Origin of the sequence: Micromonospora parva, assembly GCF_000718515.1 — a bacterium.
Classification (GTDB): Bacteria; Actinomycetota; Actinomycetes; order Mycobacteriales; family Micromonosporaceae; genus Micromonospora; species Micromonospora parva.
Window position 1 is genome coordinate 439564 of the sequence record NZ_JNZS01000004.1, and the last position, 19910, is coordinate 459473.

At 72.0% G+C, this 19910-nt stretch carries 20 protein-coding genes; 11 read left to right on the top strand and 9 right to left on the bottom strand.

Annotated elements, in window-relative coordinates; all coding sequences use genetic code 11:
- The first annotated feature begins 107 nt into the window (after positions 1–107).
- From eccB to IF22_RS0106735, 8 genes are all read left to right on the top strand, one after another.
- A complete protein-coding gene (eccB, locus tag IF22_RS0106700) occupies positions 108–1730 on the top strand; it encodes a type VII secretion protein EccB (RefSeq protein WP_030329564.1) in 1623 nt (540 codons plus the stop codon).
- A gap of 46 nt (positions 1731–1776) precedes the next feature.
- Positions 1777–2187 (top strand): hypothetical protein, encoded by a 411-nt coding sequence (locus IF22_RS0106705; protein WP_245233545.1) that lies wholly within the window; start codon positions 1777–1779, stop codon positions 2185–2187.
- Complete coding sequence (locus tag IF22_RS0106710; RefSeq protein ID WP_030329567.1) at positions 2180–3475, top strand: WXG100 family type VII secretion target; 1296 nt, start codon at positions 2180–2182, stop codon at positions 3473–3475. Before IF22_RS0106705 ends, IF22_RS0106710 begins: the two co-directional genes overlap by 8 nt.
- Positions 3476–3680: 205 nt before the next feature.
- Positions 3681–4055, top strand: coding sequence for a hypothetical protein (locus IF22_RS0106715; RefSeq protein ID WP_156057356.1), 375 nt, complete (start codon positions 3681–3683; stop codon positions 4053–4055).
- 154 nt (positions 4056–4209) lie between these two features.
- On the top strand, positions 4210–5028 hold the full coding sequence (locus tag IF22_RS0106720; RefSeq protein ID WP_030329570.1) for a hypothetical protein: 819 nt from the start codon (positions 4210–4212) through the stop codon (positions 5026–5028).
- A 33-nt stretch (positions 5029–5061) separates the two neighbouring features.
- Positions 5062–5403, top strand: a complete 342-nt coding sequence (locus IF22_RS0106725) for a YkvA family protein (RefSeq protein ID WP_030329572.1) — start codon at positions 5062–5064, stop codon at positions 5401–5403.
- A 30-nt stretch (positions 5404–5433) separates the two neighbouring features.
- Positions 5434–5841: a pyridoxamine 5'-phosphate oxidase family protein gene (locus IF22_RS0106730; protein WP_030329574.1), complete on the top strand. Its 408-nt coding sequence runs from the start codon at positions 5434–5436 to the stop codon at positions 5839–5841.
- 222 nt (positions 5842–6063) lie between these two features.
- Positions 6064–6708 carry a C39 family peptidase gene (locus tag IF22_RS0106735; RefSeq protein WP_030329576.1) on the top strand — a complete coding sequence of 215 codons (645 nt, stop codon included), beginning with the start codon at positions 6064–6066 and terminating at the stop codon, positions 6706–6708.
- 10 nt (positions 6709–6718) lie between these two features.
- On the opposite strand, the gene IF22_RS0106740 is transcribed toward IF22_RS0106735, so the two are convergent.
- Positions 6719–8035, bottom strand: coding sequence for an FUSC family protein (locus IF22_RS0106740; RefSeq protein ID WP_030329578.1), 1317 nt, complete (start codon positions 8033–8035; stop codon positions 6719–6721).
- Positions 8036–8207: 172 nt separating this feature from the next.
- On the opposite strand from IF22_RS0106740, the gene IF22_RS0106745 reads away from it, so the two are divergent.
- Positions 8208–8813 carry a hemerythrin domain-containing protein gene (locus IF22_RS0106745; RefSeq protein ID WP_030329580.1) on the top strand — a complete coding sequence of 202 codons (606 nt, stop codon included), beginning with the start codon at positions 8208–8210 and terminating at the stop codon, positions 8811–8813.
- Between the two features lie 61 nt (positions 8814–8874).
- Here the strand turns inward: IF22_RS0106745 and IF22_RS32900 are convergent, their stop codons facing one another.
- Positions 8875–9045, bottom strand: coding sequence for an antitoxin (locus IF22_RS32900; protein WP_247675748.1), 171 nt, complete (start codon positions 9043–9045; stop codon positions 8875–8877).
- Positions 9046–9258: 213 nt separating this feature from the next.
- On the opposite strand from IF22_RS32900, the gene IF22_RS0106755 reads away from it, so the two are divergent.
- Entirely contained in the window at positions 9259–10359 is a 1101-nt protein-coding gene (locus IF22_RS0106755) for an AI-2E family transporter (protein ID WP_051708223.1), read from the top strand.
- Here the strand turns inward: IF22_RS0106755 and IF22_RS0106760 are convergent, their stop codons facing one another.
- On the bottom strand, positions 10360–11013 hold the full coding sequence (locus IF22_RS0106760) for a dienelactone hydrolase family protein (protein ID WP_030329583.1): 654 nt from the start codon (positions 11011–11013) through the stop codon (positions 10360–10362).
- A 191-nt stretch (positions 11014–11204) separates the two neighbouring features.
- Here IF22_RS0106760 and IF22_RS0106765 point away from each other — a divergent pair, with 191 nt between their 5' ends.
- The gene (locus IF22_RS0106765) at positions 11205–11399 is read left to right on the top strand and encodes a hypothetical protein (RefSeq protein ID WP_030329585.1); all 195 of its coding nucleotides are present in this window, start codon (positions 11205–11207) and stop codon (positions 11397–11399) included.
- A 42-nt stretch (positions 11400–11441) separates the two neighbouring features.
- Here the strand turns inward: IF22_RS0106765 and IF22_RS0106770 are convergent, their stop codons facing one another.
- From IF22_RS0106770 to IF22_RS0106795, 6 genes are all read right to left on the bottom strand, one after another.
- On the bottom strand, positions 11442–13814 hold the full coding sequence (locus IF22_RS0106770; protein ID WP_030329587.1) for a glycoside hydrolase family 65 protein: 2373 nt from the start codon (positions 13812–13814) through the stop codon (positions 11442–11444).
- Positions 13811–14599, bottom strand: coding sequence for an HAD family hydrolase (locus IF22_RS0106775; RefSeq protein WP_030329589.1), 789 nt, complete (start codon positions 14597–14599; stop codon positions 13811–13813). The genes IF22_RS0106770 and IF22_RS0106775 overlap by 4 nt, the downstream gene beginning before the upstream one ends.
- A 60-nt stretch (positions 14600–14659) precedes the next feature.
- The gene (locus IF22_RS0106780) at positions 14660–15124 is read right to left on the bottom strand and encodes a DUF4442 domain-containing protein (RefSeq protein WP_030329591.1); all 465 of its coding nucleotides are present in this window, start codon (positions 15122–15124) and stop codon (positions 14660–14662) included.
- A gap of 63 nt (positions 15125–15187) precedes the next feature.
- Positions 15188–16183, bottom strand: coding sequence for a hypothetical protein (locus IF22_RS0106785; RefSeq protein ID WP_030329593.1), 996 nt, complete (start codon positions 16181–16183; stop codon positions 15188–15190).
- A gap of 92 nt (positions 16184–16275) precedes the next feature.
- Positions 16276–17574: an ABC transporter ATP-binding protein gene (locus IF22_RS0106790; RefSeq protein WP_030329594.1), complete on the bottom strand. Its 1299-nt coding sequence runs from the start codon at positions 17572–17574 to the stop codon at positions 16276–16278.
- 123 nt (positions 17575–17697) lie between these two features.
- A complete protein-coding gene (locus IF22_RS0106795) occupies positions 17698–19908 on the bottom strand; it encodes a bifunctional glycosyltransferase/CDP-glycerol:glycerophosphate glycerophosphotransferase (protein ID WP_030329596.1) in 2211 nt (736 codons plus the stop codon).
- Positions 19909–19910: the final 2 nt, after the last annotated feature.

Below are 19910 nucleotides of genomic sequence, written 5' to 3' on the forward strand. Positions count from 1 at the left end.
CCACGAGCGGTGGTCCCAAGGAAGCACCGTCGGCCCCTTATCGTAGGGAAGCCCGCGACGGCACCCTGCCCCTGATCGTCGTGGAAACACCCCGCCGGAGGTAAGTCATGCGGACCCGCCGCGATCAGGTGCAGGCGTACCGCTTCGTCACCCGCCGCATCGTCTCCGCCTTGCTGTCGGGCGACCCGGAGACCACCAACCTGCCGATGCGACGGCTCGGCATGGCCGTCTTCGGCAGTGTCCTCGCCGCGGCCATCGTGCTCGGCGGGGTGGGCGCGTACGGCCAGTTGACCGGCGGTGCGGCGCCGCTGGACGACAAGACCCTGGTCATCGAACGGGAGACCGGCGCGACGTACGTGTTCATCGAGGGGAAGCTGCACCCGACGCTCAACTACACGTCGGCGCGCCTCATCGTGAACGACGCGGCCGCCGAGGTGCGGACGATGTCCCAGGCGTCGCTGCGGGACCGGCCCCGGGGCGTGACCGTCGGCATCGTCGGCGCACCGGACGCCCTGCCCGACCGCAAGTCGCTGACCGGGCTGCCGTGGTCGGTCTGTGACGTGCCCGACCCGGTCGACCGGCAGCGCTCCAGCACCCGGCTGGTGATCGACCGGGCGCTGCCCGGCGGCACGCCGCTGGGCGACCGGGGGGTGCTGGTCTCGGTGGACGACCAGCGCTACCTCATCACCAACAACAGGCGGCTCCAGCTGCTCGACCCGGCCCGCACGATGACGGCGCTGCGGATGGCCGGCACCGAGCGACTCCAGATCGGGCAGCAACTGCTCAACGCCGTGCCGGCCGGGCCACCGCTGCGCAGGATGTCGCTGGCCGGTGAGGGCGGGCCCAGCAACCGCACGGTGGCCGGAAAGTCGTACAACGTCGGTTCGGTGTTCAAGGCTGCCGGGCGACACTACGTGCTGACCCGGGACGCGCTCGTGCCGATCAGCGAGATCACCGCGTTGCTCCAGACCAGCGGCAGCGGTCGGATCACCGACATCACGCCGAACGACGCCAGCGAGGCGTTCGAGGAGCAGCGGATCGAGGAGGAGGGGTTGCCGCCGACGGTGCCCGCCCTCTACCCGGCCCAGCCCGGTCAGACGACGGTGTGCGCGACGTACCGCAAGGGCAGCGCGGGTGGTCCGCCGACCACCACCCTGGAGGTGTTCGACCGGGTGCCGGATGAGCTGACCGACAGTGATCCGGGGCTGGTGCCGGTGCGGCAGACCAGGCGCGACGCCGTACGCACCGCCGAGGCGGTGCTGCTGCCCGGCGGCAAGGGTGTCATCGCACAGGCCTCACCGGGTGCCGGGACCAGCGGGTCCGGTGCCGCCGGTGCGACGATCTACCTGATCAGCCCGCAGGGCATCCGGTATCCGCTCGGCTCGGCGGAGACGCTGGAGGTGCTCGGCTACGGCGGGGTCACCCCGCTGGCGGTGCCCGGTTCCCTGCTCGCGCTGATCCCGACCGGGCCCACCCTGAAGCGCGAGGACGCGTTCGCCGTCTTCGCTCCCGACGGGCCGGCGCCGGCCGCGCCACCGTCGGCCGCACCGAAGTCGGCCTCGCCATCGGCGGCACCGCCCTCGGGCTCGCCGTCGGCCACGCCATCGTCCCGGTCGCCGTCCGCCGGTCCACCGTCGGGCTCGACACCGTCGGCTCCGGCGAGCGGCGCACCGGCGAGCGGCGGAGCCGGCGGCGGGGGGTCGGCGGAATCGACCGACGCCGACGGCTGAGCAGCTTGGACGGGTCGCCCGGAGTCGCACGGGTGGACTAACCTTGATGTCGCTGACGGTTGTCAACCAGAACGACGGGGATGTTGCCATGGCCGGGCGTACGGAAGTCGACCTGTTGTCCCTTGAGGACTTCCACGATCACCTGGCGTCTCGGTTGAGCCAGGCCGAGTCGGTGCTGCGCAAGCTCAACACCGAGATGCAGTGCCGCCCTCCGGCGCTGGGCTCGTTCTTCGACGCCACCGACAAGGCGCGTCGCTACAGCGAGGTCCACCAGTCCTACGTGGAGCAGGCCGAGCGCATCCGACAGGCGGTGCTGGCGGCTCAGCAGGCGACGAGCACGATCCTGAGCAACTACCGCACCGCCGAGGCGCGTAACGCGGCCAACGCCGACGACGTCACCGCCGCGCTGAACCCGGTCGACCGGGCGTTCCAGCCGAAGGAGGACGGGCGTGTCTGAGTACACCCAGCGCTACCAGGGCAGCAGCCACCAGCAGCTGTACGACGGCCTGATGGCGGGCAAGCCGGAGCAGGTCGAGGGCGTGGCCGCCCAGTGGGCCGAGCTCAAGGGCATCCTCGACGGCCTCGGCCGGGAGCTGAGCGGCGACCTCGACAAGCTCGCCAACACCTGGACGGGTTCGGCGGGTCGGGAGTTCCACCGGCGCCTCAGCCTGATCGTCGCCCACACCGATGCGTTGGGCGAGGGGATGGCCGGCGTCAAGCAGGGGTTGACCATGATGGCCGACCACCTGCGGGCCGCTCACAAGCAGGCCGAGAGCCCGGAGGAGACCGACGACAACGACAAGGCGATCGGCGGTGCGATCAAGGGTGGCGCGGTCTTCGGTCTTACCGGTCTGATCGTCGGGGGCATCGCCGGCCACCAGCAGGACAAGGCCGAGCAGGAGAAGGCCCACCAGCGGATGGTGAACCTGGTGGCCGATCTGGCCAGCAGTTACGACATCTCCACCTACGACCGGGTGGTCGAGCCGCCTCCGCCGGACCCGGACACGCCGACCACCGCCCGCAAGGATCCGACGACGCCGCAGAGCGTCTCGGCCATCGCCAGGGTGACGAGTGGCCCCAACACCGGCACTCACACCGCGCGCACGGGTGACGCGACCATCTCGACGCCGGACCGCGCCGCCGAACTGCCGGGCCACGGTTCCGGCACTGACGAGGTCGGCGCGGGCACCGGTGGCAGCCCGGCTGTGGGCACCGGCCCGGTCGGCACCGGCAGCGTCATCCCCAGCGGCGGCACCTCCCTCGCCGGGGCGGACCCGGTGGTCGGCGGCGCGCTGTTGGGCGGGGGTGTCGCCGGGTTGGCGGGTCTGTCCACGCCGGCGGGCGCGCCCGCCGCGACGAGCACCGGCCCCGGCCTGCTGTACGGAGCGTCGGGCGGGGCACCGGCGGGCGGAGTGCTGCGCAGCGGCGCGCTCGCCGGCTCGGGCAACGCGCCCCCCGCGTCGGCTCGGCCGGCCGGTGGTGCGGCGTCCCCGGCGGAGAGTCGCGCCGCCAACGGCGTCGGGCGCAGCATTGACGGTCAGCGCGGCGGGGCCGGCGGCCGGGCGGCTGTGGCCGGCGGCAACGCCCGACCGGGGTCCGGCGGCGGCCGTCCCGGTGTGCTCGGTGGGCACGGTCGGGGGCAGGACGACGACTCCGACGAGCGGCTGACCTGGTTGACCGAGGACGAGATGGTGTGGCAGGGCGACGAGAAGCCCGCTCCCCCGGTGCTCGGCACCGGCAACTGACCACGGTCCGCCACCGGCGGGCCCGCACCACCGGCGACGCCACCCGGACCACGCGCGGTGCCCCCGATCGGACCTGATCCGGTCGGGGGCACCGCCGTTTCCGGCTCCGGTCGGCGGCGTCCACAGTGCCCATGGTGGTGGCTGTCACGCCAGCGTTGCCCGTCGCCGTGCTGCGGTTCGCCAGCGCTGGCGATAGGTTGGTCGGGTGTCGTCCGCAGCTGCTGTCCGCCCGGTTCGGTGGGCTGTGCTGCGGTCACTGCGGGAACTGACCCGCCTGGCGGTCACCGCGCTGGTGCTCGCGGTCGGCCTTGGTGCCGCTCTCTCCGCGTCCCCACCACCCGCCCCCACGCAGCTGCGGCCCAGTGCCGTGAGCAGTCGGGTGACGAGTGTCCGCCCCGACGCCAGCCCGGCCGTCGAACGGGCCGGCGGGCCCGCTGTCGCCCCGCCGGCTGGCACGCGCGACACCGCCACTGCCGACACCGCCGCCGCGACCGGTCCGGTCGCGGCGCTCCTGGCGTACGTTCCGGCCATCGATCCCGGCCGTGACACTCCCGCGCGACGCGGCCCGCCCGCCCGCTGAGCCAGGCCCGGCGACCCCCGGGGCCCGATCCCGGCTGATCCCGTACGGCACCTGAGTTGGCCGTCGACGGGACGACCCCGCCACCGGGCCGACCGGTGCTGCCGCGCCCTCCTGCCGCCCGTCGATACCCGCCTTCGACCGCGAGGTGCTGATCATGCAAACCGTCCTCTCCGCCGTCCTGCCGGACCTCTCCCGGGCCGCCGTCATCTGGCTGAGCCTGCTCGGGGTGGTCGCTGTCGCCGTCTCCGCGCTGCTGCTGCGGCCGGGCCGGTTCCGCTTCGATCCGGGCGCCCGGATCCGCCGCGCCGCCATGCCGAGCCAACTGGAACAGGCGCAGGAGGAGCGGGAGCAGAGCCGCTACGCGCAGGAGGTCGCGGTGGCCGCGGAACGGGCGAGCACCACGGTGCGGCGTCGCCGGGCGGAGTGGGTGGCCGCGCAGGAGGAGGTCGAGGCGGCCTGGTCGGCGTACGAGGCGGCCGAGGCTGGCGTGCGGCGGCTCGACGCGGCGGCCGCGATGCCGCTGCCGCACACCGCACGGACTCCCGCCGAGTACGCCGACCGCGAACGCTACCTGCACCGGGCGGCCCTGGACGCGTACTGGCGGCGGGAGCTGTCGGTGGAGCAGCTCAGCGACGTCTTCGCGCATCGCGACGGCTGGGACCCGCGACTGCACCCGGTCGAGCAGGAGCTGGTGCTCCAGCGGGCGATCCGGGACAACCTGGCGGCCAGGCACGCCGCGGCCCGCGAGCGGGAGCAGGCCGCGTGGCGGGCGGCGGAGTTGGCGGTGGCCGCGGCTCGGAGTCTGCGCGAGGAGGCGCACGCGGCGACCGGACGGCGGGTCGCCGAGTCGGCGTCGGTGCTGCCGCTGAGCGAGGTTGCCCGACCGTTGGGCGCGCAGACCCGGGAGAACGTGGAGCAGACCCGGGAGAACAAGGTGACCGCCCGCGGCCGCGCGACGGTGCCCGCGTTCTGAGCCCGGCGGGTTCATCTGGGTTAGCGTGACGGCATGTCCCGACAGGCGTGGGTCCTCGTGGTGGTCGCCGGCATCCTGGCGCTGGCCACACTGGTCGGTGCCGTGGTGCTGGCGGTGCGGGTGGTGCGTACCCGGCGGATGCTGACCGGGCTCGGCGCGGGCGGCAAGGTCGCCTTCTACGGGGCGCTGATCTACACGATCTTCCCGGTCGACGTGCTGCCGGACCCGATCTACCTGGATGACATGGGGGTGCTGGCCGCCGCGTTGATCTATCTGACCCGGCTGGTGCACCAGCGGCGGGCGGCTGGTCGCCAGCTGCCCGGTCAGCCGGACGCCCCACCGAACCCAGAGCGGGCCCGCCGCCGCGTGCGATGATCCAGGTCGGTTCGGGGACGGGGGACGGGCATGGCGGGCGATCATCGGTTGGACCTGCACGATGAGCGTGTTGCCGCCTTTTGCGCGGAACGGCACCTCGCGACGCTGACGACAGTGCGTGCGGACGGCACCCCGCACGTCGTACCGGTCGGGGTGACCCTCGACCCGGCGGCCGGGCTGGCCCGGGTGATCACCTCCGGCACCTCCCGCAAGGCCCGCCAGGTGGCGGCGGCCGGCCCGGAGGGCGCGGCGGTGGCAGTGTGCCACGTGGATGGCCGCCGCTGGTTGACCGTCGAGGGTCGCGCCGTGCTGCGGTCGGATCCGGCCGCCGTGGCGGAGGCGGAGCGGCGGTACGCCGAGCGGTACCGGACACCGCGCCCGAATCCGGAGCGGGTGGTCATCGAGATCACCGTGACCAGGCTGTTGGGCAGTCTCTGAGCGGCCGTTCGTCCCCGATGACCGGTTCGGGCCGGCCGGGAGGTTGTGCCGTCCCCGGTGCCCGCAGCCGGCGGAATTCTCGGTGAAGCAGAGCGGTTACGCAGTCGGTACGCCCTGGGCCGAGACCACCGATGGTCGGCCCCTGTGTTGCGCCGAGCGCCATTCCCGGTGCTGCCGCCGTCCGCCTGCCGGAGGCGCCAACCCCCGAACGGAGACTCGACAATGAACCCGATCGTCCAGAAGAGCGGCCTGTCCGTCGCCGGCCTGCTTGTCGCCGGTGGGTGCGCCCTCGGCCCGGCGGTGGCCGCGCAGGCCGCCCCGGCGCCGGCCGCCCCGGCGTCGTCGAGCCAGAACGACAGGCACGCCGAGCGGATCCTCGGCGTCGACTACCAGGCCCAGCCGAACTTCTACTACTGCGGCCCGGCCGCGACCCGGATCGCGCTGTCCGCCCAGGGCAAGGCGCTCTCCCAGGACGAGGTGGCCCGACTGCTCGGCACCACCGAGGCGGGCACCCCCTCGGCCCTGGACACCACCCGGGTGCTGAACGAACTGACCGGCGGCAAGTACCGGACCACCGAGATCCGTGATTCGGTGGCCCGCCCGGACCAGGTCGAGCAGTTGCGCCGGGACGTGCTGGCCGCCGTGGACGCCGGCCGGCCGGTGGTGGCGAACATCAAGGGCACGACAGTCGACACCGACGGCAACCCGCACTCGTACGAGGGCGGCCACTACCTGACCCTGGTCGGCTACCGCGACGGCGGTGACACCATCCGGGTCGCCGACCCGGCCGACCCGGCGGTGGGCGAGTACTGGATGAGCCTGCCCAAGGTCGCCAACTGGATCGCCGAGCGCGGCTACTCCTCCTGACCGTGACGGTTCACCGGGCCGGCCTCTCCCGTGCGGGGAGGCCGGCCCGGTTCTCGTTACGGCTCCGCGCGGCGAGGTGTGCGCGCCGACGGGCCCGGGCGGCCCGCGTCGGTCGGGTCCGGTGCAGCTCTCGCCGAACCGGCGGGTGGATCTCCGCCTCGCCGGCACCGGCCGCCCGGCGCACGATCCGGTTCGCGTCCACGGGTTCGCAACCGGCGGCCCGGAGCAGATCGCTCGCGGCGGTACGCAGTCCGGTGACGAGGGATTCGCCGAACGAGTGGACCCCGCTCTCCGAGGCCCGCCCGGCCAACTCGGCGCACTGCTCGACCAACTGGCGGGTGCACCGGGGGTCGTCACCGACCCTGCACTCCGTACGCATCACCACCACCGCCTGGCCCAACCGACGCATCGCCTCCGGCAGCTCCGCCGGGATCGGCTCGTCGTACTGCAGCGCGGTGGTCGACCAGCGGGCCATGGCACGGCTGTCCAGCAACAGCCGCTCCAGGTGAGCGGCGCTGCGGGCGTACCGGTGGTACTGCTGCCGGCGGTGCCAACGGACCGGAGCGATGGTGACCACCTCCTCGGCGCCGCTGAGCGCGTCGTGCAGCCGGCCCAGGTCGTCATCGGTGCCGCGCAGCCGCTCCAGGACGCCCAGGGTCCGGGCACCGTCGCGGTCGCGCAGCGCCTGCGCCAGCTCGGCGAGTTGTTCGCAGACGATCGTGAAGATCGGCGCCGCGGCCCGGTCCAGCACCCGCATCGGGTTGACCGGCAACAACAGGGCGACCACCACCAGGCCGACCGCCCCGCCGACGAGCGCGTCGAAGATCCGGGGCAGCTCCAGGCCACGTTCCATCGGTGCCAGCGTGGCGATCAGCACCGCGGTACCACCGGCCTGACCGACCAGCGGGCCACCCTTCCCGGCCACCAGCAACGCGGCGGCGATGGCCAGCGCGACGACCACGCCGGTCTGCCACGGCCCCGAGCCGAGCAGGAATCGCAGCGTGTCGCCGATGATGATGCCCAGGGCCACGCCGGCCAACAGCTCGAAGGTGCGCCGGGCCCGCTGCCCGATGGCGGTGGCGATCGTACCGACGGCGGCGGCGGGAGCGAAGACGTGCGATCCCTGGCCGAGCAGGCTGTCGGCGAGGAGGGCGGCGATCGCCGCGGCCAACCCGGACTGGACGGAGATCACCAGGGTGATCTCCCACTGCCGGGCTCGGATCTTGCCGGCCTGCCCACCACGGTGCCGAACCCGCCGAACCGTCCGCTCGGCGGTCTCGTCGAGCCGCGACCGTCGGAGGTCGGCGGGTGGGCGGTCGTCGGCCATGGCGGCGGTTACCCCGGCAACGGCGGGGCAATCTCGGCGGCTGGGCAAGCCGTCTCCCGGCGAGCCCCAACGACACCCCCGAACACATCGTCAACCATTGGTTTGCGCAGCCCCGTGGGGGTACCAGAGCCACACACCTCCCACCGATCCGCAACCGGTAAGGGGCCGTCACATGACCAATCCACCGACCGCCGACGACCACGACGCCGTCGACATCCTGGTCTCCGACCACCGGGAGATCGAGGCAGTCCTCGTCGAGTTGGCGACCCGGCAGGGCACCCCCGAGCACCGCCGGCACCTCGTCGACGTGGTGATCGCCGAACTCGTCCGCCACTCGGTGGCCGAGGAGGCGTACGTGTATCCGATCGCCCGCAAGGTACTGCCCGACGGCAACGAGATCGCCGACCGCGAGATCGCGGAGCACGCCGACGCCGAACGAACCATGAAGGAGTTGGAGTCCACCGACGCGTCCGCCCCCCGCTTCGACGAGCTGCTCACCCAGTTGACCGCCATCGTGCGCGGTCACGTGGCGGAGGAGGAGAAGGAGCTCTTTCCGCGGCTGCGCGCGGCGACCGCCCGGGAGGAGCTGGTCGAGGCGGCGGCCAAGGTGACGGCGATCAAGGAGATCGGGCCGACCCGGCCACATCCGGGAAGCCCGGACCATCCGCCGGCGAACAAGCTGATCGCACCCGGCATCGGCCTGGTCGACCGGCTACGCGACGCGTTGAGCGGCCGGCCCACCTCGATGGACGAGCTACACCACAAGCGACAGCGCTGACCCGCGCACCGGGTGGACCGGGCGCTCCCGGGTCGCCGACGCGGCCCGGGAGCAGCGCGGGTCAGCGGACCTGGTCACCCTCACCGGTACGCGCCTGGGCCTGGTCCACGCCCTTGTCGATCTGGTCGTCGTACTTGCCGCCGGTGCGCTTGTCGGCCATCTCGCCGGCCTTCTCCGCGCCCTGGTCGACCTGCTTGTCGTGCTTGTCCGCGAAGTCCTTGGCCTTGTCCATGAAGTCACCCACGGCGTTCCTCCTCAGTCCGGTCCGTCCCCTTCGCGTTCCCTCGACCCGACAGCGCAAACGCCGCCGTCGCGGGGGCGATTGGCGAACACCCACCCGCGTCACCCCGGCCGGCGTACGATCCGCGCGGGCGCCGGCCGGTCATTCGGGTGTCGCGGCACGACCGACCGGGTACCGACCTCGTCGAGATCGAGGAGGACCGACATGGCCGCAGAGGAACCCGGAGCGACAGGCGGCCCCGGGCCGCGCCAGACCTGGACGGCGTTGCCGTGGCTGGTCCGAACCGCGGTGTTGTGGAGCGCCTGCCTGGTGGTGGTCGCCGCCGGGCTCTATCTGCTGGGCAAGATCGCCGTCCTGTTGGCGCCGCTGGCCATCGCGCTGGCCGCCACCATCTTCCTCACCGCGCTGCTCGATCCGGTCCTGCTGCTGCTGCGCCGGTTGCGGCTGCCGGCGGCGCTCGCCGCGCTCTGCACGGTCCTGCTGCTGCTCGGCATCCTGGTCGGCGTCGGCGCACTGGTGTGGAACCTGACCGCCAGCCAGTTCGACCAGCTCAGCCAGGAGTTGACGCAGGGGGTGGATCGCAGCCGCGACTTCGTGACGTCCACGCTGCCGGTCAGCGAGGCACAGCTGGACCGGTTGGTGGACCAGGCCCGGCAGGGGCTCAGTGGCAGTTCTCCGGACCCGGTGGCCGGCGCCCGGACCGTCACCGAGGTGTTCGGCTCCGCGCTGCTGGCGCTGGTGCTGCTCTTCTTCCTGCTCAAGGATGGCCGGTCGATGTGGCACTGGGTGCTGTCGCGGGTGTCCGGCCCGAACCAGCCGGTGCTGGCCGAGGCCGGCCGGGCCGGTTGGCAGACGTTGGGCGCGTACAGCCGGGGCACCATGTTCATCGCCGCTGTCGACGCGCTGGGCATCGGGTTGGCTCTCGTGGTGCTCCAGGTGCCCCTCGCCCTGCCGCTGGCGTTGATCACGTTCCTCGGCGGGTTCGTGCCGATCATCGGGGCGACGGTGGCGGGCGCGGTGGCGGTGCTGGTGGCGCTGGCCGCGAACGGTCCCACCACCGCTCTGCTCACCCTCGCGGCGGTGATCGCCGTCCAGCAGATCGAGGGCAACCTGCTGGAACCACTGGTCATGAAACGGCAGGTCCGGCTGCATCCGGCGGTGATCCTGGTGGCGGTCACCGCGGGCACGCTGATCGCGGGGATCGCTGGCGCCTTCGTCAGCGTCCCGATCACCGCAGTCCTCTGGAGGGTCATCGACACCGTCCAACAGCGCCGCTCGGCCTCGGCCCTGCTACCCACGCAGTGATCATCGGCTGAGGTGCGCGGTGAACCAGGCGGCGGCCTGGTCGGCGACCTGCTCAAGGGTGCCCGGCTCCTCGAAGAGATGGGTGGCGCCGGGGATCACCCGCAGCTCGCCGGCCTCCCCCAGCTCGGCCAGCGCCTGCTCGTTGAGCGCGATCACCTCTTCGTCCAGCCCGCCCACCAACAGCAACGTCGGGGTACGCACCTGGGCCAGCGCGTCCCCGGCCAGATCTGGTCGACCACCCCGGCTGACCACGGCAGCCACCCGATCGGCGCGCGACGCCGCCGCGACCAGGGCAGCGGCAGCACCCGTACTGGCCCCGAACAGGCCGATCGGCACGTCGCCGGCCGGACGCCCGGTGGCGAGCCAGTCGACGATCCCGGCCAGCCGGCTGGCCAACAGCCCGATGTCGAAGCGCAGTTCGGCGGTTCGCGTGTCCACCTCGTCCTCGACCGGGGTGAGCAGATCCACCAGCACGGTGGCGAGCCCACTGTCGTTCAGTGTCCGGGCCACCGACACGTTGCGCGGGCTGTGCCGGGAACTGCCACTGCCGTGCGCGAACAGCACCACGCCGACCGGCTGGGCGGGCAGCGTCAGGTCGGCGGGGAGCTGGGCCTCCCCGATCGGCACCATCACCGTGCTGCGCTGCTCGTCCATGCCTCACCTCCGGGTGCTCACCGGTGCTGCGCGTACCCGGCCCGGCGCGCGCCACGCACGCCGGGGCGGTGTCACCGCCGGGCCGTGGGCGCGCCGCCGGGCCGCGTTTGCCCGCTGGGGCGTCGGGTACGCGACGAGCGACCGCAGACCGTGTCGGCGCCACCGCGCCCCGACGGATCGCGAGGATCGCCATGGCCAAGCAGCAGATCTCCCGGCAGCAGCAGCTGACCGAGCAGGCCCAGCGGGAACAGGACGCCGAGCGTAACCAGGACTTCGGGGACCAGGATTTCGGCGACCAGGCCGCGTCGGCCCGGCTGCCCGACGACCCGAAGGCGGCGGCGCCCAGGGACGCGATCGGCCGTCCGTCGACCGGCGAGCCGGTCTGATCGACCAGTGCGGGTGGGGCGGGAACACTCCCGCCCCACCCGTCACTGTTCGCGCTCGGGCAGCCGCAGCAGCGGCGAGCGGCCCGGTGGCTGCTCGGGCGCGGGGCCGGACGGATCGGCCGGCGGCACCGGCACGGTCACCGGCTCGTCGCAGGTCACCCGCAGTAGCTGGTCGTGGTGGCGCAGCTCCACCACGTCGTCCGGGCCACCGTGGCGCAGCGAGTACGTCGTCTGGTGCGGTCGGACGTCCACCCGCAACGCCAGCCCGCGCCACTGCAGCGAGAACTCCAACCGGCTGAGCCGGCTGGAGAGCCGGGGGGCGAAGGACAGCCCGCCGTCGTGGTCCCGCAGACCACCGAACCCGCTGACCAGGGCGAGCCACGCACCGGCCAGCGACGCCATGTGTACGCCGTCGCGGGTGTTCTCGTTGAGGTCGTGAAGGTCCATCAGCGCTGCCTCACGCAGGTAGGTGTGCGCGAGTTCGGGGTGGCCCACCTCGGCGGCGAGCACCGACTGGGTGCAGGCCGACAACGACGAGTCGCGTACGGTGCGGCGCTCGTAGTAGAGGAAGTTGCGGACCTTCTCCTCGGGGGTGAAGGCGTCCCCCCGCCAGTGCATGGCGAGCACCAGGTCGGCCTGCTTGACCACCTGCTTGCGGTACAGCTCGAAGTACGGGTAGTGCAGCAGCAGCGGGTACTTCTCCGCCGGGGTGTGGGTGAAGTCCCACTCCTGGAGCCGGGTGAAGCCCTCGACCTGTTGGTGCACGTCGAGTTCGTCGTCGTACGGGACGTGCATGGAGGTGGCGGCGTCCCGCCAGCTCGCGGCCTCCTCGTCGGTGACCCCGAGGTGGAACGCCTCGTCCCGGTAGCGCATCACCACGTCGGCGGCGGCGAGCAGGTTCCGCTGCGCCATCAGGTTGGTGTAGACGTTGTCGTTCTTCACAGCGGTGTACTCGTCCGGGCCGGTGACACCGTCGATGTGGAACCGCCCGTGCCGGTCGTGGTGGCCGATCGAGCGCCACAGCCGGGCGGTCTCCACCAGCAGCTCCAGCCCGATCTCCCGTTCCATCTGGGTGTCCCCGGTGACCATCACGTAGCGGCGCACCGCGTCGGCGATGTCGGCGGCGATGTGGAAGGCGGCGGTGCCGGCCGGCCAGTAACCGGATGATTCCGGGCCCTCGATGGTCCGCCAGGGGAAGGCGGCGCCCCGCAGGTTGAGCGTCTCGGCCCGTTCCCGCGCCGAATCCAGCGTGCTGTGCCGCCACTGCAACGCGCTGCGTACCGCGCTCGGCTGGGTGTACGTGAGCACCGGCAGGACGAACATCTCGGTGTCCCAGAAGGCGTGGCCGTCGTAACCGGGGCCGGTCAGCCCTTTCGCCGAGATCGGCCGCTGCTCGGCGCGCGCGCCGGCCTGCAACACGTGGAAGAGACCGAACCGGACCGCCTGCTGCACCTCCGGGTCGCCCTCGACCAGCACGTCGGAGGCGTCCCAGAACGCGTCGAGATAGTTGCGCTGCTCCCGGTGGAGCCCGTCCCACCCGTCCAGCCGGGCGCCGGCCAGTGCCGCGCCGACCTGGTCGCGCAGCGCCGGCAGTGACCGGCGACTCGACCAGCTGTACGTCAGGTACTTGATCACCCGCAGCTTCTCGCCGGGCTTGAGCACGCAGGCGATCGTGGTGCGCACCCAGTCCTGGTAGCCCTCTGACTCGATGGTGGTGTGGTCCGGGCCGTGCACCTCGTGCTCCATGGCGGCGGCGACCCGGAGACCGGAGACCTTGGTGCGGTGGATCAGCTGCCCGCCGTCGGGGGTGGTCAACTCCTCCTCGGCCAGCAGCGGCGACTCCAGCACCGCCGCGACCCGGGGGTCCTTGCTCTGCGCGGGCAGCGACTCGTTTGCCACCAACTCGGATTGCACGATGAGCCGCAGCGGGCCGTCGACGGCCTCCACCTCGTAGCTGATGGCGGCCACGGACCGCTGGGTGAACGAGACGAGGCGGGTGCTGCGCACCTTGACCTCACGGCCGGCGGGCGAGCGCCAGTGCAGTTCCCGGTGCAGCGTCCCGGCTCGCATGTCGAGGATCCGCTCGTGGGCGAGCAGCTCGCCGTAGCGCACGTCGAGCGGTTCGTCGTCGACGAGCAGCCGGATCAGTTTGCCGTTGGTGACGTTGACGATGGTCTGCCCGGACTCGGGGAAGCCGTAGCCCGCCTCGGCGTACGGCAGCGGGCGCAGCTCGTAGAACGAGTTGAGGTAGGTGCCGGGCAGGCCGTGCGGCTCGCCCTCGTCGAGGTTGCCCCGCAGGCCGACGTGCCCGTTGGAGAGCGCGAAGACCGACTCCGACTGGGCCAGCACGTCCATGTCCAGCCGGGTCTCCCGGACGTGCCACGGCTCGACCGGATAGGCGCGCTCACGAATCATGCGGAGCCCCGTTCGGTGGCGGTGGGGGTGGGCGTCGGTGGGTCGGCGACGTCGAGCAGGTCGGCGAGGTCCGTCACGACGATGTCGGCGCCGTGGGCGAGCAGCTCGTCAGCCTGCCCGACCCGGTCGACGCCGATCACGTAACCGAAGCCACCGGCGCGGCCGGCGGCCACCCCGGAGAGCGCGTCCTCGAAGACGGCGGCCTGTGTCGGGTCGACGCCGAGCAGCCTGGCCCCGGCGAGGAAGGTGTCGGGGTGTGGTTTGCCGCGCAGTCCCTGGGCGCGGGCGACCAGCCCGTCGACCCGGGCCTCCAGCAGTGACTCGAATCCGGCGGCGGCGACCACCTCGGCCCCGTTCGCGCTCGCGGTGACCACGGCGCGGTGCAGCCCGGCGGCGGTCGCCGCCTTCAGGTAGCGCACCGAGCCCGGGTAGACCTCGACGCCGGCGCTGCGCAGACGGTGCAGCAGCAGGACGTTCTTGCGGTTGCCCAGGCCGTTGACGGTTTCCGCCTCAGGCGGGTCGTCCGGGTCGCCTTCGGGCAGCACGATCCCCCGGGAGGCGAGGAACGACCGGACGCCGTCGGCCCGGGGCCGGCCGTCGACGTAGCGGTTGTAGTCCGGGCCGGGATCGAACGGTTGGAACGGCGTGCCGGAGGCCGCGGCGCGCTGGCGGAGAAACTCGTCGAAGGTCTGCGTCCAGGCGGCGTTGTGTACGCGGGCGGTCTGCGTCAGCACACCGTCCAGATCGAAGAGACAGGCGGTCACGTGAGCAGGTAGGCCCAGCACGGTACGAATCTATCCACCCTGCTGGACCCGCAAACCCATTTTCCGCCGCCCCGAGGCGGTTCAGTTCGGTCGCAGCGTCCAGATCACTGTCATCACCGCGGTTGGCTTTCCGCTCTCGGTGGCGATCTCCACGGCGACCGGGAATTCCGGACGCTGCCCGGCCTCCAGCTCCTCGATCACCTCGGCGGCCGGCCGGCCGAGTCGCGCGGTGGCCAGCACCGGCCCCATCGCGAGTTTCCGGTAGGCGATGTCGGCCCGGACGGCCAACGGCACGGCCCGGTCGAGCAGCTGCCCGAAGGCGGCCAGCACGACCGCGCCGGAGGCCGTCTCGCCAAGAGTGAACATGGCGCCGGCGTGTGGCCCGCCGATGTGGTTGTGGGTGGCCGGCGAGTCGGGCAGCCGGACGACCGCCCGGACGCCACCCTCCGCCTCGGGTGCCACCTCGACGAACTCAAGTCCGAGCGTACGAGCGAACGGCACCGCTTCCAGAATGCCGGCCGCCACCTGGCGGGAGTCGATAGTCATGACCCGACGTTACTCACCGGTAACCAGGCCGGCAACCAGCGGAGATCCGCCGACCGGGCACCCTCAGAGGTTGGCGATGGTGCGCAGGATCTCCGCGTAGAAGTTTCCGTCGATGCTGCGGAAGAAGGCAAAGTCCTGACCCGGGTCACCGAAGAACGGCCGCAGCGTCCAGGCCAGTTGGGTGCCGACGAAACCGAAGAGCAGGATCCAGATGTAGAGCAGGGTCATGCTCGCCGGCCGCTGCGTCGGCTCGCCGCGTCGGATCGGAGCGTTGTCCCACGGGCGCTGCGGCGGGTAGCCGGGCGGGAACGAGGCACCGGCCGGCTGCCCGGTCCACTGCGCCGGAACCTGCGCCGGAGCTGGCGCGGTGGTCACCGCGCCGTTCGACGTCGACTCGGCCACCGCCGCCCCGGCCGGCACGGCCACCGCAGTGGCACTCTGACCGGCGGGCGGAGTGCCGACCGGCGTCGCCCCGGCGGGCACCGCGGCCGGCACGGCCTGGACCGGCGCCGGGGCGGTGACCTGCTCGGTGGCCTTGGCGGTAGGAGCCTCCGGCGCGAGCAGGCCGTGGTCGTTGAGCACCTGCATGCCGCCGGTCAGGAAACGCAACCCGACCAGCGCCGACAGGGTCAGGATCGCCACGTTGAGCAGCTTGAAGAACCCGTAGTCGTTGGCGGTGATCAGGAAGAACAGACTGATCGGCGCGAACGCCACAGCGAGCATCGAGGTGACGGTGATCGCCACCATCACCAGTGCCAACGACTGCCGCACCGAGAGCCGGGCGCCGAAGACCAGGTTGAACAGGTAGAGCGTGGGCAGGCAGATGGCCAGCGTGACCAGGAACAGCAGTGGCAGCTTCAACGCCGAGGTCAGCGCCATCAGCGGGCTGTGGAAGAAGCCCAACACCGCCCCGTAACAGGCCAACGCGATGGCGGAGCTGGTCAGCATCCGCCCGGTCAGGCCGTTGAGGTCACGCTCGGCCACGATCTGCTGCCAGATGCCCTCGCGATCGCGCAGGATGCGCTCGATCACGAGCGGGCTGGGACGGTCACCCGACACGGGGACCCCTCTCGATGCTCTTGCACTGTGGACTGGGTGGGCAGACGGTAGGGCACCGGGTGGCCGGTCCGCCACCCCGCTCCGGCGCGTCGTCAGCGCCACCCCACGTCGATCCGGTCGCCACGCTCGTCGAAGAAGTGCAACGCGTCCATCCGCACCGAGACGGCGAGCGGGTGACCGGCACTGACCGCCGGGTACGGCGCCAGCCGCACCGCCAGCTCCGCCGGCCGTCGGTGGTGACGGCCCGGATCGGGGAGCACGCTGGTCTGGACGCCGCCTGTCGCGGGCTCCTGCGCCTCCACCGGCTTGCCGGTGAGCCGCTGCATCACCGAGCCGAACCGGCGCAGGCCGCGCTGGCCGACCGGCGGCGGATCGAGCGGGGTGCCCATCTCGTCCACCATGATCGCGGTCGCGCCGATGTCGAGGAACGCCAATGACTCGTGCCCGTGATGCTCCAGGTAACGGATCCGCCCGCGCAGCACGTCACCGGGGCTGTCCGGGGCGACCGGGGTGAGCGCCTCGGCACGCATGCCGACCACGATCCGCTCACCGTGGTAGTGCGCCACCGCCCGACTGCGGATGTCGTTCCAGGGCAGGTAGAGCGACTGGTCGCCGAGGTTGAGCGTGACGTACCGGTCGAGGTGGACGTAGACCGACGCCTCCAGCAGGTTCATCCGTGGGCTGCCCAGGAACGCCGCCACGTACAGCGTCGCCGGCCGGCCGTACACCTGGGTCGGGGTGCCCACGTCCTGGAGCACGCCGCGGCGCATGATGGCCACCCGGTCGGCCATGGTGAGCGCCTCGGCCTGGTCGTGCGTGACGTAGACGGTGGTGACGCCCAGCTCACGGGTCAGGCCCGAGATCTCCGCGCGCAGCTCGGCACGAAGACCACTGTCCAGGTTCGACAGCGGCTCGTCCATCAGGAACAGGCCGGGCCGGCGGACGATCGCCCGACCCATCGCCACCCGCTGCCGTTGCCCGCCGGAGAGCTGACCCGGCTTGCGGGCCAGCACGTCACCGATGCCCAGCGCGCTCGCCACGTCGCTGACCCGCTCACCCCTCGGCTCGGGCTCGATCCCGGCCAGCCGCAGCGGGAACGCGATGTTGTCGCCAACTGTCATGTGGGGGTAGAGGGCGAAGTCCTGGAAGACCATGGCGATCTTGCGGTCCCGTGGGGGGAGGTCGTTGGCCAACTCGCCGTCGAGCATCACCGCGCCGGTGGTGGGTTCCTCCAACCCGGCGATCATTCGCAACACCGTCGACTTGCCGCACCCGGATGGCCCGAGCAGCACCATGAACTCACCGTCGTTGACATCGAGATTGATGCTGTCGACGGCAACAGTGCCATCCCGGAAAACCTTGGTCACATCCTTGAGCGTGACGGTGCTCACCGTCTTCCCCCCCAGCGCGTCGGCCGAACCCTCCAAGACTGTGACCAGGATCATGGCGTTAGCACATCGGGTAAACGTCTTATGTTCGATCGATGTCGCTGCTATTACACGACAGACGGCCGATCAGCAGTGCGTGGACCTCTCGCCGGGCTCCCCGAGGAACACCTGGCGCACCACCCGCTCCGCCGCCCGCCCGTCGTCCATTGTGCAGAACCGGGCCCGGAACTGCTCACGCGCCTTCGCTGCCGAGTCCGAGCGCACCGCATCGGTGCGGAACACATCGAGAAGGTCGGCGAAAGTGGCGGCCACCGCGCCCGGCGGCTCGGCGGTGACGTCGAAGTAGACACCCCGGGCCAGCCGGTACGCCTCCCAGTCCGGGGTGTAGAGCACGATCGGCCGGTCCAGCACCGCGTAGTCGAACATGGCCGACGAGTAGTCGGTGACCAGCACGTCCGCCACCAGGTAGAGATCCTCCACCCGCTGGTGGCCGCTGACGTCCCGCACCCGCTCCCAGTCCTTCGGCCTACCCGGACGTCGATCCCGGTCGTGGAAGTAGTGGCTGCGCATCAGCAACCGGCCCGAGTCCCCCAACGCCTGCACGAAGCGGTCCGGGTCGAACGGTGGCCGGTAGCCGGGCAGGTGCTCGCGGTGCGTCGGGGCGTACAGGACGACCTGCTCGTCGGGGTCGAGACCGAACTCTTCGCGGAGTCGGCGCACCTCGTCCGGACCGGCCGTGACCAGGCGGTCGTTGCGCGGGTACCCCACCTCCAGGGTCGTGTACGTGGCCGGATACGCCCGGTCCCACATCTGGGTGGAGAAGCTGTTGGCGCTGATGCTGTAGTCCCAGCGGTCCACCCGGCGCAGCAGCCCGGCGAAGTCCATCCGGCCCGCGCCGATCGGGTAGCGCTGCTGATCCAACCCCATCACCTTGACCGGCGTGCCGTGGTGGGTCTGCACGTGCACCTGTTCCGGTCGCTTGCGGACGAAGTCCGGGAAGTTGACGTTGTTGACCAGCCACCGGGCGCGGGCGAGCACCCGGTAGTACGCCGGCGTGCCGGCCACCACGTACTCCACCCCGGCCGGCACGGCGTCCACCCGGTCCCGGCGCACGATCCACACCCCGCGCACCCCCGGCGCCAACCGGCGGGCGACCTCGTAGATGGCCGCCGGGTTACAGGAGTAACCCCGGTACCAGTACGCGGCGTACACCGCGAGCGTCGGGTCGACGGGACGTCGCAACTCAGCCCGGTAGTACTCGCGCAGCAGCCCGTCGCGGGTCAGCCGGGCACCGCGCCGGGCAACCGGGCCGACAGTGCGCCGAGCGGTGCGGGCCCGCCGGCGGGCGGCGTCCCGGGCCCGGCTGGCCGCCCGCAACGCGCTGAAGGTACGCCACCGGCCGGTGGCGACGAGCTTGTGTTTGATCCCCTCGACCCCGTCGGGCACCGGATAGCCGCCGGGCGGCAGCCAACGCTCGTAGTCGGCGGTGATCTGCGCGAAGAAGGCCTCCCGCAGCTCCGGCGCGATCCGCTGACCGTTGCCGAGCACCGTCAGGTAGTGCCAGATCATCCGTTCGAAGACCGCCGGCCGCAGCGCCTCCGTCGCCGACCCCCACGAATCCATCAGATGGAAGACCCGGTGCCACTGCGGGAAGACCTCGAAGTGCCGGTCACCCCGGGTCCGGGTGATCGCGCCCGCGCGGCGTTGGCGGTAGTTGACACAGACCCGGTCCAGTACGCCGATCCGCCGCGCCGCCATCAGCACCGGGTAGCTGAACGAGACGTCCTCGTACCAGCCGGGCGCGAAGCGCAGCCCCAGGTCGACCAGGAACTCCCGACGGACCAGCCGGTTCCACGCGGTGTGCAGCAGGTGCATCGCCTGCGGCCGGTCCCGCAACCGGAAGGTGCCCGAGCCCGGTGACTCCGGAAACACCTCCGCCATCGCGCTGCGGGTGGCGGTGTTGTTCCAGTGGGTGCGGACGTGATCGACGAGCAGGACGTCCGGGCGGGTGACCCGCAACCGTTCGGCGACGTCGGTCAGACACTCCGGCGCCAGCCAGTCGTCGCCGTCGAGGAACCACACGTACTCGCCGACGGCCCGGTCCAGCCCGATGTTCCGGGCCGGACCGAGGCCGACGTTCTCCGGCAACCGGACCGAGCGGACCCGCTGGTCGCGGGCCGCGTACTCGTCGATGATGTCGCCGCTGGCGTCCGGCGAACAGTCGTCGACGGCGATCACCTCGATGTCGGTCTCCGGCTGACCGAGGATGGAGTCCAGGCATTCCCGCAGGTATCCCTGCACCCGGAAGGCCGGCACCACGAAGCTGATCAGGGTCATCC

Excerpts from the sequence above, each read along its gene's own strand:
- eccB (WP_030329564.1), top strand. The coding sequence starts at position 108 with ATGCGGACCCGCCGCGATCAGGTGCAGGCGTACCGCTTCGTCACCCGC.
- IF22_RS0106795 (WP_030329596.1), bottom strand. The coding sequence starts at position 19,908 with ATGACCCTGATCAGCTTCGTGGTGCCGGCCTTCCGGGTGCAGGGATAC.
- IF22_RS32900 (WP_247675748.1), bottom strand. The coding sequence starts at position 9,045 with ATGGACAAGGCCAAGGACTTCGCGGACAAGCACGACAAGCAGGTCGAC.
- IF22_RS0106725 (WP_030329572.1), top strand. The coding sequence starts at position 5,062 with ATGTCCCGACAGGCGTGGGTCCTCGTGGTGGTCGCCGGCATCCTGGCG.
- IF22_RS0106740 (WP_030329578.1), bottom strand. The coding sequence starts at position 8,035 with ATGGCCGACGACCGCCCACCCGCCGACCTCCGACGGTCGCGGCTCGAC.
- IF22_RS0106705 (WP_245233545.1), top strand. The coding sequence starts at position 1,777 with ATGTCGCTGACGGTTGTCAACCAGAACGACGGGGATGTTGCCATGGCC.
- IF22_RS0106735 (WP_030329576.1), top strand. The coding sequence starts at position 6,064 with ATGAACCCGATCGTCCAGAAGAGCGGCCTGTCCGTCGCCGGCCTGCTT.
- IF22_RS0106770 (WP_030329587.1), bottom strand. The coding sequence starts at position 13,814 with ATGATTCGTGAGCGCGCCTATCCGGTCGAGCCGTGGCACGTCCGGGAG.
- IF22_RS0106780 (WP_030329591.1), bottom strand. The coding sequence starts at position 15,124 with ATGACTATCGACTCCCGCCAGGTGGCGGCCGGCATTCTGGAAGCGGTG.
- IF22_RS0106745 (WP_030329580.1), top strand. The coding sequence starts at position 8,208 with ATGACCAATCCACCGACCGCCGACGACCACGACGCCGTCGACATCCTG.
- IF22_RS0106720 (WP_030329570.1), top strand. The coding sequence starts at position 4,210 with ATGCAAACCGTCCTCTCCGCCGTCCTGCCGGACCTCTCCCGGGCCGCC.
- IF22_RS0106760 (WP_030329583.1), bottom strand. The coding sequence starts at position 11,013 with ATGGACGAGCAGCGCAGCACGGTGATGGTGCCGATCGGGGAGGCCCAG.
- IF22_RS0106765 (WP_030329585.1), top strand. The coding sequence starts at position 11,205 with ATGGCCAAGCAGCAGATCTCCCGGCAGCAGCAGCTGACCGAGCAGGCC.
- IF22_RS0106730 (WP_030329574.1), top strand. The coding sequence starts at position 5,434 with ATGGCGGGCGATCATCGGTTGGACCTGCACGATGAGCGTGTTGCCGCC.
- IF22_RS0106755 (WP_051708223.1), top strand. The coding sequence starts at position 9,259 with ATGGCCGCAGAGGAACCCGGAGCGACAGGCGGCCCCGGGCCGCGCCAG.